Raw genomic sequence first — 12,070 nt, 5'->3', positions numbered from 1 at the left:
ATTTGGGGAAACGGCGGGCTAAGCTGTAGGAAAGGGAAGTTTAGAGGATAAGTATATAGGTTTAGGTTAATGATAAAGGATTTGTCTTCAGGGGCAAGTCCTTTTTTATTTCGCAGGTTTATGATATTGTTTAATCACAACTGTCGCGACTATTTTTAAATTTTATTTTCTTAAACCAAAAAAGACACTACATTTGCAGTCCCGAACAAAACGGGTATGGTTTGGTGCCATAGCTCAGTTGGTAGAGCAAAGGACTGAAAATCCTTGTGTCGCTGGTTCGATTCCAGCTGGCACCACAAAAGCTTCACAGAGATGTGAGGCTTTTTTTGGTTTTAAAGCAGTTTGAGATTTTTGGTCGCTGGTTCGTTACGATAGCTATCGGAACCAGCTGGCATCACTTAAAGCCTCAGAGAAATCTGGGGCTTTTTTTGGTTTATCCCTTAGAATTCTACTCGTTTCATAAGCACAATTATGATGGGTTTTGGAATTCTAAAAAGCGACATTTAGTCACCCTTTTTAGAAGTTCTCGCCGAGTAGTTTTAGATAATAGATTCTACCTTTATTAGATGATTATTGAAATACATGAACAAGGAGAAATCCGTATTGCCGAGCTTATAGCCGACCAGATTCTTGTAAATAATGCCGATGAAGGACTTCAAGTGCTTGTAGATCTTTATTACCAGGACTTTGACCGAATCATTTTACATGAGAAGAATATCAGTCCTTCGTTCTTTGACCTTAGAAACAAGCTCGCTGGAGAAATACTTCAAAAATTTTCGAACTTCCGGGTGCGGCTCGCTATTGTTGGTGAATTCAATAAATATACGGGACAGAGTATCCGGGATTTTATAGCTGAAAGTAATAAAGGAAACCTTGTTTGTTTTGTGCCTGATCTCGCAGCTGCTAAGCAAAGGCTTTTCGAGCGATAACGTCAAAATCCCAGTTCTTATTCCCCCGGCCAGATTACTTTAACCGGCAATAATACAATCAAAGTCGTAAATTGCGGACCTTATCAACTGGAGGAAAAGGGTTTAGGTTTAAAATATGTCGGAGGGCACCCATAATTCTAAGTCAGCATTTGAGCAGGCCATAAGGCATGAAAAGGAACTCGAACTGATCTACAATACCGTCACGGATGTCATTTATATGATTGATGTCGAACACGATGGGAAATTCAGGTTTGCGTCTATTAATCAGGCATTTCTGAGTGCTACTGGCCTGCAATCATCTGATGTCGTCGGAAAATATCTTGACCAGGTAATTCCACCAGCTTCAATCGATCTCGTACTCGGTAATTACAGGGACGCGATCCGCACCGCTTCTTCAGTCACGTGGGAGGAGGTTTCCGTTTATCCTTCAGGCACCAAATACGGATTGGTCACGGTCACGCCAGTGTTTGATGAAAATGGAGTGTGTGTTCGAATGGTTGGATCCGTCCATGATATAACAGAAAAGAAAGAAAAGGACCTGGCGATCAGTAAGGTTATAAAGGAAAGGGAAGACCTTCTTGCACAGCTGCTAAAACGAAATGAAGATCTAGAACAGTATACTTATATTGTATCTCACAACCTAAGGGCACCGGTAGCAAATATCATGGGTCTTGCAGAAGTACTCAAAACAACGGAGCTGGAGATAAACGAACTGCTCAGTGTGATAAGTGATCTCTCGGAGTCAGCCATTAAACTGGATAATGTGATCATTGAACTGAATACTATTCTGCAGCCAGGCAAATAAAATTCCAGTTAAAGCTCACTTATCTCGCTGGTGTTGCCACGGTTATCTCACAAGCAAAGGGGGATAAACATGGCGTGTAGCTTTCCACTCAGCATGCCCATATTCACTTAAGCTTAGTTTTCCTATTAATTCGCCGGCAATTATTTTACCGGTAAATGTATAGTTTATTCTTGCCCCACCCGCGCTATACGAGCTCCGGATCAAAACATCATCACCGTATATGCTTCCTTCAAGCCCGCGGGAGCCAATTGATCCATAATGCGTGCCGACCAGCTTATTTCCCTGCTGCTCAATAACGAATGTGTGGCTGACGGTACTCGCAGTAAACATGATCTGCAGATCCCATTGCCCAGTTAAATCTGCCGATGGATTCCCTGAAGGCTTGTCCAGTTTTGGCGGATTGGACATTAAAGTAAATATTCGGTCTGCTATAATCCTATCTTCCCCGGGTTCGAGCTGAGATGCGTTTACGCTGATCGAGGGCTGCAGGTTGGGAGGGAAGGGCAGGTAGCTCCCTGAAAGACTAACAACAATCCGGGGATTTCCATCGTAAAGAAGACGTTCGGCATCGGAGCCTGTCAGCGGTATTTTTTCCATGTCCCAGCTAATCCTGAGTGAAGCGGCATTCGCCGTAAGGATTAATCCGGGTATATTTTTAAGTCGGCTGGCCATGTTCTGAACCAGGGCTGCGCTCTGCTTCGCTTCTGCCTCCATATCCCGTTTGAACCACATTTCTACTGCCGCCATCAATCCCATGATCTCCTCGCGGCCAACCTTATAGCCCCTTCCGAAGCCATGGTGCGGACCTGTGTTAATCCGCGCAGCAGGGATCAGGTCTTTTCGCCCGATCAATAAACCTGAGCATTGCGGACCCCGCAGCTTTTTGCCGCCGCTATAGGCTACCAGGTCGGCTCCCTGACTAAGATGCGGATTCGGAACTTCCAGGCCCTCCGCGGCGGCGTCAACCACAATTGGAATCCCCATTGGCTTGGTGACACCCGCAATGACAGAAACTGAGAGCGGGCCGGTGCGTGACAACGCCCCGCCTAAGACCAGCACCATTGCCGTTTTAGGTCCCACAGCTGCACGAAGTTCCTCCACAGTTGATACCTGCACCATTTTCGCACCCGTGGCTCTCGCAGCGGCATCATAGGCTGTGCGGGAGTAAGCAGGAATAATCACTTCATCTTTCATCCCGCGGGTGTCAGGCAGCATCCACATTTTATCCGGGTCGCCACCCGTAATGCAAGCTGCCGTTGCCGCGGTTATTGCCGCTGAAGCTCCCGGAGTGATACATCCCGATTCAGCGCCTGTAAGTTCAGCAAGCCTGCGGCCTACACCATCCATTAGTTCGAAAAGGTGCACATATTCTTTTACCGCACCATCCATTGCTTTTTGAACTTCGGGCAGTACACGGCTGGCGCCCACCACGGTAACCGTCCCTCCGCCGTTTAATAGCGGTCGAACGCCCAAAGGTTCGTAGATGCTTTTATTAGTGAGCTTTTGCGGCTGCGCTGCACGAGTTTCATCTGAGCCTAATGCGGAGTTTAGAGTCCCTGCAATTGCTCCGGAAGTCAGTGGGAGCAAGGTGAAACCTTTGATAATATCGCGTCGTTTCATATGGTCTACTTTTAGTGGTGGCTTTTCGAACTTCTGCAATTTCCTGCATGGAGAACGAGGCAATATTAAGCGCCCCGCGTGATCGCGAACATTTCAAGATCCGACAGCCATAAATAAGAGTGTATATTTTCGAATATTCCCTAGTCAGGTTCGCGCGTAGTGTAAAAAAAGACAGCGAATATCAATCCGCTAAGCGAATAGAATAGGGTTTAATAGACTTTATTGACTTATTCAGCTAGAACGCCCTCTTTGATCTTATTAAACGTGTCTCGCGACAATGGTTTAAGCTGAAATCCGTCCACGATGTCATACCCTTTAGCTCTTTGCATATCTTCAGCAGAGATCGAAGAGGTTAGCATGAAAATATGTACTTTTTTCTGCAGGTTTATTTGAGTTAATCCATCAAGAACCTGGAACCCGTCCAGGTCAGGCATGCTCAGGTCCAGGAGCAGAATGTCCGGCAGCAGTTCTTCATTATTTTGATGTTGAATAAAATACTCAAGGCCCTGCTTAGGATCCACAAAAGACCGGGGATCGCAATCAGGTTCGCAGCTCATTATAATCTTTCTGGCAATAAACTGACTTACCGGGTCATCATCAATAGTGATAACCGAAAGTGGTTTTACTCTGTTCATTTGAGGAGGCGTAATTCAGAATAAATTTAAACAAAAAAAGGTTGCCGAAATAGGCAACCTTTAATAATTCTTATTTTTTTGTTTTTAACGCTTTAATGTGCTGGCCGCTATACCACCTCCAGTAACCAAACCTGGAATGGCTGAAATGGTGCTGAATATATCGAACGGATTCATACTTGCCTGTGAAGTGATCATATTTTTTTGTGTGTTTTCTGATCCGAAAATGGCGTTGCTGTTTATAGCTCTGTCAATACGTACTAAATAATCTGAGGTGGTCGAATAGAACTTCTGGATATAGGTTCGATACTCCTGCTTATTGTTGCTGGGAAGCTTCGCAATAATAAAGCTTTGAAATAAAGCATAGTCCACTACTGATTCTTTCCAATTCCTGTACTGAGCATGGTTGCGGTTCGTCCCGATTGCAGAGGTTGGCCTGCTTCCAGCTACCTTCATTCCAAATAGATTGTGGTTTTCTTTGAAGATATCTGAAGTAAAATTACCGGTCTCGAGTATTGCCTGGGCCAATACTGTCTCAGGATATTTTATTTTAAGTTTCTTCATATATGCTAGTAAAGCTTCGGCTGAAAATTCCTCAGTATCTGTGGTGTCAACAGCAACATATGCTTCAGCGGGATTTGTATCCTTGGTTGGGAAATAAAAGTGACCAGCACCATATCCCATGAAAATCAGTAACCCATAAAACAAATAGCTTTTCAAACTCTTTTTCTTTATCATAAATTTTTATTTAGGTGCACCAAACGTGCCGTTAATAATAAATGTATACATCTTAAACGGAGCTTATTTTGGTTTAGTACGCCTTTTTTGACCCTTTTACGGGTTCTTATGCGGGAGGCATAGCTGCGAAACAAAAAGTGCCTCAGTGCGCTTTAAACGCACTTTTTTCGTTGGTATTTCCCCGGAAAAATCAGTTAAAATTGTCATGAAATTGCCATTAAAACTTCAGCTGCTACTACGAGTCTTCTGAAGCTATAAAATTGGACCTTTACAGTTACGAGGTGTCAGGCAGGCTTAAAAGGATTGCAACATTTTCAACAGGAAAGCATTAATTTCTTTCAAATGAATATATTTAAATGAAGATATTATCCCTGTAATCCTGGTCTTATGCTAACAATAAAATTCGCAAAATCTAGTGCTCTTGTAGCGCTTTCTTTACTGACACATACTGCATTCAGCCAGATCCCGAAAAACAACATTAAGGTATTATCGTATTATTCGGGCTCAGCGGCCGGCCTCGATAGCGTTGATGCAAATCAGATGACTGATATCATTTTTTGCTTTGGCAGGCTGGAAGGCAATAAATTTAAACTGAGACGAGCGCAGGATACATTGACCATTCGAAAAATGGTTTCAATGAAAGCACAGAATCCGGATTTGAAGGTGCTGCTTTCTCTTGGAGGTTGGGGCGGCTGTCCCACCTGTTCCGATGTATTCGCAACCGAAATTGGAAGGAAGGAATTCACCCGGTCAATAAAGGAGCTTTATGATTATTTTCAGGTAGATGGTCTGGATCTCGACTGGGAATACCCGGGTGTACAGGGCCCTGAAGGACATAAATTTACACCGGAGGACAAGCCGAATTTTACCCTGCTGGTCAAAGAGCTCCGAAAACTTGGGAAGAAATATCAGCTGAGCTTTGCAGCAGGTGGTTCGCAGCGTTTCATTGATGACGCGATCGAATGGAAGAAGGTGATGAAGAAAGTAGATTATGTGAATCTGATGAGTTATGATCTTGCAGGTGGCACCCGGGCGACCCATCATACGGCTCTTTACTCCACGGAAAAACAACCCAGGTCTGCTGATACCATTGTTAAAACACTTTTAAAGATTGGTGTACCGGCCAAAAAAATAGTGGTCGGTGGTGCCTTTTATGGGAAATTGTTTGAGGTGCCTGGCATTGAAGGAGGTCCTTATCAAACGGGTACCCAGAAAGGGACCGTTAACTATAAACAAATTGCAGCCCAAATGCCAAAGTCGGCAGGCTGGCAATACCTTTGGGATGACGTAGCTCACGCACCGTATATCTACAATCCGCAGCTAAAGCAGTTATTTGTGTATGACGACAAGCGCTCAATTGCCGACAAAACCAAGTATGTGATCGACCATAAGCTTGGCGGTATTATGTTCTGGCAGCTGGGGGGTGATATTTATAGAAACGGGCTTTTAAACGAGATTAATACCGTTAAAATGACCTACGATTCACTAAAATAAACGTACGTCGTTTTTTACTTGCCGTCAGGTACGGTTTGAGTGTCAGACATTAAATGCACCCCGGCCTTTGTTTAGGACCTGTATGGCCAGGGAGCATGGTGTATGGCATCTTATACAGTCTGATCATCCACTTTTGCACCTTTCGCATTACTCTGTACAGAATCAACTCCCTTGTCTCGGGATGATGAACTTTCATACATTTCACTGGTGCCAATAATTTGTCCGTTTGAAGCTTTAAGGCTGAAATAGTATTTCATATTTGCCGAAATCTTTCTTTCGAACCTGGATTCATCCTGAGAATTCGTCCTTACTGATTCAATCCCATTCTCACACCCCGATTTTGTGGTGTAACCTTCACTTGTTAGGATGGTCTGTCCGTTTCCTGCTTTCAGGTCGAACTGAAACTCCCCATTATTCCGTTTTTTGATTACAAATGTGCCCATGAGTTTATGTTTAGTTAGTTATACTAAATCTAAAAAATTATAATCAATTACATACGGTCATTTCGACTATTGTTTTTATCGCCAGAATAAGTATGTACAGCCTCCGGAGTCCTGGCGCCATTTTATTTAAAATCGGAAAAAATAATTTGGATGTGTAGTATTTATGCTTACTTTGTATATCAAAGTACTTTTTTATTACCAAACAATATGAAAAATAAAGCAGGTAAGATCATCGGTTTTCTCATCGGCTTCGCCGGATTTTTATTATTCTTTAAACTGGTCTTTCTGGATCGTTTAACACCAGAAGATGAACTCGCACCTGGAGTAGTTATGATTGCGGCGGCGGTGAGCGGGGTGGTGCTGGGATATTTAGGAGGCTTAGTACAGCAAAACTTTATCAGACATACTGAAATTTAAATCGGCATTTCATGCAAATATCGGTGGATAAACCTTTTCATTCGATCTTTGCAAGCCCTTAGTAATCTGATCATTTTAGGTCGATAAGTAATCCCAATTACTGATTTAATAGGTCATAAAAAAGGGCCGGGTATAAATACCCGACCCTACATCTACCTATGAAAAACATGCCCTTTTGGAGGGCATATAAATCTATTCAATCCTTATACCAGATCCTTAAATTGCTTTTGTAAGCAGGAAAGGCGGTATGCCAATTTTTTCAAATCTCAGTTTGAGAAATTTAAACCTCTCAACGGGTCGTTATTTCTACAGCTTCCTTCATTAAGTTTATATAAAGTAAATAAAGCTTCATTCCTGTGGGCTGAGGATAAAAATATCGATTCAATGCCTGGCGCTTGACCTTGAACTTCAAGTTATAATAAAAAAATCAAAAAAAATTTGAATGTACGATTTAAATCGTACATTAGATTTTAAATACGATTTAAATCGTACATGGAGCCTATTATGAGTATCAAGAACTATAAGCCAAGTGAAACAGAGCTGGAAATTCTCCAGATCCTGTGGGATAAAGAAAAATGCACTGTTCGTGAAGTACATGAAATCCTGGAGCAAAATAAGGAGACTGGATATACAACAACTCTGAAACAGATGCAGGTCATGCACGAAAAGGGATTGCTGAGCCGAGATGCGTCGTCCAAGATCCATATTTACAAAGCTGAGGCAGGTAAAGAAGAAGTGCAGCAGCAGATTCTAGGCAAAATGATAGATACTGTTTATAATGGATCTGCGGCAAGGCTTGTTATGCAAGCCCTGGGGAATCATACGGCGAGCGACGAGGAAATTGATGCGATTCAGAAATACCTCACACAATTAAGAAAATAAGCGATGGCAAATTTTTATGCGACATTGGTTAAGGCTACCGGCTGGAGTATTATCCATTCATTGTGGCAAGGAGCATTGATCTTTTTACTTCTGCATTCTATATTAATACTTAATCCCAACTTAAAACCAAGATTAAAGCATAATCTTTCATTTATTGGGATGTGTGGTATGCTGCTCTGGTTTATTCAAACCTTTTACGTTCAATTTAATTCGGGAATGGGTGTTGGGATGGCGGGAGAGCCGACGGTAACATCCACTGACTATCCGGATGTTGTCTGGAATTTGAGCTCTTCTGTGTTTACTGAAACGGAACAAATTTTCCCCCTGATTGCTTTAGTATATACCCTGGGCTTAATTACACAGGTTGCTATTCTTTTGGCGGGGTATCACAAAGTAAACCAAATTAAAAATAAGGGGATAAGTGCAGTTTCCGACGAACTGACTGCCAGGTTCCGTACGCTAGCCCTGGGCATGGGCATAAGCCGGGTAATAATTTTCGTCCAATCCGCAAAAGTTTACGTGCCTACGGTGGTTGGATATCTTAAGCCGATGATATTGCTGCCAGCTTCCGTCTTGAGCCAATTTACTCCCCAACAGCTCGAAGCAATTATTATCCATGAGTTAGCACACATTCGCAGAAATGATTACGTGGTCAATATGCTGGTAGTAAGTATTGAAACAATTTTGTTCTTTAACCCCTTTGTTTGGTTAGCCGGAAGATCGATTGATACCGAAAGGGAGAATGCCTGCGATGACCTTGTCTTGGAATTAACAGGGCATCCTCTTGATTATGCTCTAACGCTGTTAGAGCTTGAAAAGGTTAAAAAGCAGGATCAGTTATTAAGCATGGCAATAACAGGGAAAAGCTATTCTTTGTTAAATAGAATTAAAAGGATAACAAATGGGCAGCCCCGCCGCCTGAATCTTAAGTTTCAATTATTTGCAATCTTAGCGGTGCTCTCCAGTATTCTATCCCTGGCCTGGTCGCCAGCGGAAAATGATCTGCGTATTGATAACGTGTCGAAAAATTCGACCCCGGTTTTACCGCAGACTAAAAGTGATATGCTCAAAATTGGGCCAACCGTATTGCTGAGCGTTAACAAAAAGCCTTATGATACAAAGCATATTTCTGCCCGCCTCAGTCGAGTATTGACACCTGACACCAATGCTTCGATCTCTCAAAACGCAAGCAACGAAAATGCAGGACAGAAATCTTCCAATCTTACAATTGCAGCTGCATCTACAGATAATTATAACTCTGCTTTTTATCCGGAAAGAAGTGTAATCTGGCTGGATAAATCTGGTAAGCTAATCTCAGCAGATCCCAAAATAATCTATTATTCACAAACCCTTTCCGGATACACCATCGACAAAGATGGCAACATCCTCGACGGTAATGGCACTTTGCTGGATAAGCTTGAAGGAGGTAAGCCGATAATTAAAATAGATAGCACTGGTAATACGTCCCAAAATTCAACCCATTCGGTGACCGGCATTTTAGGAAATCCGCGTCTTACAACAGCTAAAACCCTTACCGGGTTCAACAAGGCTCACAAGCCCGGATCTGTAAAACCTGATTCAACAAAGAATATACGAAGTACCGCGCGCAGTTACGACGTTACTGAATTCCTTAAACAAAATGCAATCCTGAAAGCACATACCACCGGGGTGCCATAACATAGGCTTAATGGCAAGTCCCGTATAGAGAAAATCAAAAACAAATATTTTATTTAAACTAAAAAGTATATGAAAACTATCCTTCTAGCCACTGCTTTGATTTTTTTTCAGCAGTCATTGTCGGCACAAATCCCAACTGAACTATTGGATAAGGTCTTTAAGGCCCAGAGAAATTTAAAAACAATCTCATACCGGCTAAACAGGCAGGACACGCTTGTCACGGGCGATAACCGCACGGTCAGTGGCCAGGCTAAAATCCAGGTCAACGCGGCAGATAAAGTTTTTGGATTTTCTTACTGGGGGCGCCGAGATGGTGTTAACAGGGAAACGGTTTACGACGGCAAGTCAGTGTTGGATGTGAACCATGGTAACAAAACCTATCAGCTTACTAAAAGCCCGGTTATGTTTGCACCCTCACTGGGTCAGCCCGGGGGACAAATGATCTATACCGACCTTATCAGGCTTGATACCACAACCGTCACCGCATATGATGTGACAGAAGATTCTAAGAACTATTATCTGACAATGCATTTTCCTGATAAAAAAGAGCTGGATCTGGCAAAGAGATATAAAAAACTGACTATTGATAAAATTCTGATGCTGCCTGTTGGAATAAAAAATCACCAGGAAACTCTGGGTAAAGTGCAGGATCTCACGTATATCATATCAGATATCCACATTAACGATCCTTTATATGCATATGATTTCAGCGCTCAGCGTTTTCCCGGCGACTATTTACCAGCGGCTGCCTCCGCATATGCACCATCACCTCTTTTACTTAAACCTGCGCCACTTTTCGAACTAACTTCTTTTGACAACAAGTCGGTTAACCTAAAGGCCCTCGAAGGAAAAGTTGTCCTGCTGGATTTCTGGGAAGTGTGGTGCAGTCCATGTATTGGCTCTATGCCAAAGGTGGATAGTCTGTATAAAATGTATCGCGACAAGGGATTGGAAGTATATGGAATTGTAAACGATGTTCGACAGGTTGAATCTTCTAAGCTATTCCTCCAAAAAAGAAAAGTCGAATTTCCTTCCCTGATTGGTAGCCAGGCTATTGAAAAAGATTATTTCGTGAATGGAATCCCTTACTATATTCTTATCGACAAAAAGGGTGTTATAGCTTTCATGAGTTATGGGTATACAGATAAATTGGAGGAAGCAATACGAAAATTAATGTGACAAGCAGCGTTCAGGCAGCTTTTTAAAATGGTAATTTAACAGGGCGGGGCACAGGCTTCGCCCTTCGTATATACCCAAAAAATGATGACTTTTGGATTTAAATAACCCCTATAAATTTGCTGCTATTTTATTACCTGCTGGTCTGTCTGATTCTTTGGTTAGGAATCGCAATATATCTCGGTGTAAATCTGCGTAAAATCCAATTTCTTCGATCTCAGGAGCTTTCAGCTGAGTCACCTGCTGTTGCGATAATTATTGCGGTGAGAAATGAAGAGGAAAATGTCGGGCAGGCATTAAAGAGCGTCTGTGAATTAAATTACAGCAATTATCAGGTCATTGTTGTAAACGACAGATCAACCGACGGCACTGCGGAAATCCTAAAACAGCTTACAGCCCAATATCCCCATTTGGAAATACAGGAAGTCGAAACGCTTCCTCACCTTTGGCTTGGTAAAAATCATGCGCTTTTTAAGGGATCAACAAACCGAAAAGAAGAATGGCTGCTTTTTACTGACGCAGATGTGGTGTTCGACCCTGGTACGCTGAACAGGGCAATGAAGTATTGCCTTACGAATAAGCTGGACCACCTGACCATCCTCCCCGATGTACACTCCAGATCAACGATCCTGAACAGTGTTTTGGCCACCTTTAAGCTCATGCTATGTATACGTCTGCAACCCTGGGCTGCTAAAAACCCCCGTTCAGATGCATCTATCGGTGTGGGTGCTTTCAACCTTCTTCGCAGAACTGCCTATGAGACTGCAGGAACGCATGCGGCAATCAAAAACCGGCCGGATGATGATCTGATGTTGGGAGCCTTACTAAAGCGCTGCCGGTTCCGTCAGGATGTTCTATACGGTGACGATCAGATCAAACTGGAATGGTATCCGGGTATTCGTGAATTTGTAGACGGACTGATGAAGAATACTTTTGCGGTCTCTAACTACAATGTCACCATGGCCTTGTCGGGCGGCACGGCGGTGATCTTCTTTTTTTCGCTTCCCGTTCCCGCCGGTCTACTATCCGGTTCCTCAGTAAATGTGCTCCTGGCATTATGCCTACTGGCGATCCAATGCCTTCTCTTCCTGGTAATCCCTGGCAGAAGGCGCTGGTGGGATTTCCTTATGATTCCATTTGCCGGTATGCTGATGTCGTATATCATATTCAAATCGACATTTCTCACCTTGCAAAAAAATGGTATCCACTGGCGGGGAACTTTTTTTTCACTTGATGATCTGCGCAAGAACGATTAAC

12 protein-coding genes and 1 tRNA gene are annotated in these 12,070 nt (G+C 42.9%); 9 read left to right on the top strand and 4 right to left on the bottom strand.

Annotation, left to right across the window (positions count from 1 at the left end):
- The first annotated feature begins 223 nt into the window (after nt 1-223).
- The 3 genes from B5X60_RS08425 (at nt 224) to B5X60_RS08415 (ending at nt 1,734) form a co-directional block, all read left to right on the top strand.
- Nucleotides 224-296 (top strand) — tRNA-Phe (locus B5X60_RS08425).
- Between the two features lie 270 nt (nt 297-566).
- Nucleotides 567-929 (top strand): DUF4180 domain-containing protein, encoded by a 363-nt coding sequence (locus B5X60_RS08420; protein WP_079702138.1) that lies wholly within the window; start codon nt 567-569, stop codon nt 927-929.
- A 115-nt stretch (nt 930-1,044) separates the two neighbouring features.
- On the top strand, nt 1,045-1,734 hold the full coding sequence (locus B5X60_RS08415; protein WP_079702137.1) for a PAS domain-containing protein: 690 nt from the start codon (nt 1,045-1,047) through the stop codon (nt 1,732-1,734).
- A 42-nt stretch (nt 1,735-1,776) separates the two neighbouring features.
- Here the strand turns inward: B5X60_RS08415 and B5X60_RS08410 are convergent, their stop codons facing one another.
- The 3 genes from B5X60_RS08410 to B5X60_RS08400 form a co-directional block, all read right to left on the bottom strand.
- Nucleotides 1,777-3,354, bottom strand: a complete 1,578-nt coding sequence (locus tag B5X60_RS08410; protein WP_079702136.1) for an aminotransferase class V-fold PLP-dependent enzyme — start codon at nt 3,352-3,354, stop codon at nt 1,777-1,779.
- 227 nt (nt 3,355-3,581) lie between these two features.
- Nucleotides 3,582-3,989 (bottom strand): response regulator, encoded by a 408-nt coding sequence (locus B5X60_RS08405; RefSeq protein ID WP_079702135.1) that lies wholly within the window; start codon nt 3,987-3,989, stop codon nt 3,582-3,584.
- 84 nt (nt 3,990-4,073) lie between these two features.
- The gene (locus B5X60_RS08400; RefSeq protein ID WP_079702134.1) at nt 4,074-4,724 is read right to left on the bottom strand and encodes a glucosaminidase domain-containing protein; all 651 of its coding nucleotides are present in this window, start codon (nt 4,722-4,724) and stop codon (nt 4,074-4,076) included.
- A 387-nt stretch (nt 4,725-5,111) separates the two neighbouring features.
- Between B5X60_RS08400 and B5X60_RS08395 the strand changes: the two genes are divergently transcribed.
- Nucleotides 5,112-6,218, top strand: coding sequence for a glycoside hydrolase family 18 protein (locus B5X60_RS08395; RefSeq protein WP_079702133.1), 1,107 nt, complete (start codon nt 5,112-5,114; stop codon nt 6,216-6,218).
- Nucleotides 6,219-6,328: 110 nt separating this feature from the next.
- Here the strand turns inward: B5X60_RS08395 and B5X60_RS08390 are convergent, their stop codons facing one another.
- Entirely contained in the window at nt 6,329-6,661 is a 333-nt protein-coding gene (locus B5X60_RS08390; RefSeq protein ID WP_079702132.1) for a YegP family protein, read from the bottom strand.
- A 207-nt stretch (nt 6,662-6,868) separates the two neighbouring features.
- Here B5X60_RS08390 and B5X60_RS08385 point away from each other — a divergent pair, with 207 nt between their 5' ends.
- The 5 genes from B5X60_RS08385 (at nt 6,869) to B5X60_RS08365 (ending at nt 12,069) form a co-directional block, all read left to right on the top strand.
- Entirely contained in the window at nt 6,869-7,078 is a 210-nt protein-coding gene (locus B5X60_RS08385; RefSeq protein ID WP_079702131.1) for a hypothetical protein, read from the top strand.
- Nucleotides 7,079-7,570: 492 nt separating this feature from the next.
- The gene (locus tag B5X60_RS08380; protein ID WP_245803485.1) at nt 7,571-7,960 is read left to right on the top strand and encodes a BlaI/MecI/CopY family transcriptional regulator; all 390 of its coding nucleotides are present in this window, start codon (nt 7,571-7,573) and stop codon (nt 7,958-7,960) included.
- Between the two features lie 3 nt (nt 7,961-7,963).
- Complete coding sequence (locus B5X60_RS08375) at nt 7,964-9,637, top strand: M56 family metallopeptidase (protein ID WP_079702130.1); 1,674 nt, start codon at nt 7,964-7,966, stop codon at nt 9,635-9,637.
- 69 nt (nt 9,638-9,706) lie between these two features.
- The gene (locus tag B5X60_RS08370; protein WP_079702129.1) at nt 9,707-10,816 is read left to right on the top strand and encodes a TlpA family protein disulfide reductase; all 1,110 of its coding nucleotides are present in this window, start codon (nt 9,707-9,709) and stop codon (nt 10,814-10,816) included.
- Nucleotides 10,817-10,932: 116 nt separating this feature from the next.
- The gene (locus tag B5X60_RS08365) at nt 10,933-12,069 is read left to right on the top strand and encodes a glycosyltransferase (RefSeq protein ID WP_170878409.1); all 1,137 of its coding nucleotides are present in this window, start codon (nt 10,933-10,935) and stop codon (nt 12,067-12,069) included.
- Nucleotide 12,070 lies beyond the last annotated feature (1 nt).

The sequence above is a fragment of the Daejeonella lutea genome, assembly GCF_900168015.1.
Classification (GTDB): domain Bacteria; phylum Bacteroidota; class Bacteroidia; order Sphingobacteriales; family Sphingobacteriaceae; genus Daejeonella; species Daejeonella lutea.
Note: the sequence above shows the minus strand (reverse complement) of the source record. Positions and strands in the feature narration are given on the sequence as shown.

Excerpts from the sequence above, each read along its gene's own strand:
- B5X60_RS08420 (WP_079702138.1), top strand. The coding sequence starts at position 567 with ATGATTATTGAAATACATGAACAAGGAGAAATCCGTATTGCCGAGCTT.
- B5X60_RS08415 (WP_079702137.1), top strand. The coding sequence starts at position 1,045 with ATGTCGGAGGGCACCCATAATTCTAAGTCAGCATTTGAGCAGGCCATA.
- B5X60_RS08410 (WP_079702136.1), bottom strand. The coding sequence starts at position 3,354 with ATGAAACGACGCGATATTATCAAAGGTTTCACCTTGCTCCCACTGACT.
- B5X60_RS08405 (WP_079702135.1), bottom strand. The coding sequence starts at position 3,989 with ATGAACAGAGTAAAACCACTTTCGGTTATCACTATTGATGATGACCCG.
- B5X60_RS08400 (WP_079702134.1), bottom strand. The coding sequence starts at position 4,724 with ATGATAAAGAAAAAGAGTTTGAAAAGCTATTTGTTTTATGGGTTACTG.
- B5X60_RS08395 (WP_079702133.1), top strand. The coding sequence starts at position 5,112 with ATGCTAACAATAAAATTCGCAAAATCTAGTGCTCTTGTAGCGCTTTCT.
- B5X60_RS08390 (WP_079702132.1), bottom strand. The coding sequence starts at position 6,661 with ATGGGCACATTTGTAATCAAAAAACGGAATAATGGGGAGTTTCAGTTC.
- B5X60_RS08385 (WP_079702131.1), top strand. The coding sequence starts at position 6,869 with ATGAAAAATAAAGCAGGTAAGATCATCGGTTTTCTCATCGGCTTCGCC.
- B5X60_RS08380 (WP_245803485.1), top strand. The coding sequence starts at position 7,571 with ATGGAGCCTATTATGAGTATCAAGAACTATAAGCCAAGTGAAACAGAG.
- B5X60_RS08375 (WP_079702130.1), top strand. The coding sequence starts at position 7,964 with ATGGCAAATTTTTATGCGACATTGGTTAAGGCTACCGGCTGGAGTATT.
- B5X60_RS08370 (WP_079702129.1), top strand. The coding sequence starts at position 9,707 with ATGAAAACTATCCTTCTAGCCACTGCTTTGATTTTTTTTCAGCAGTCA.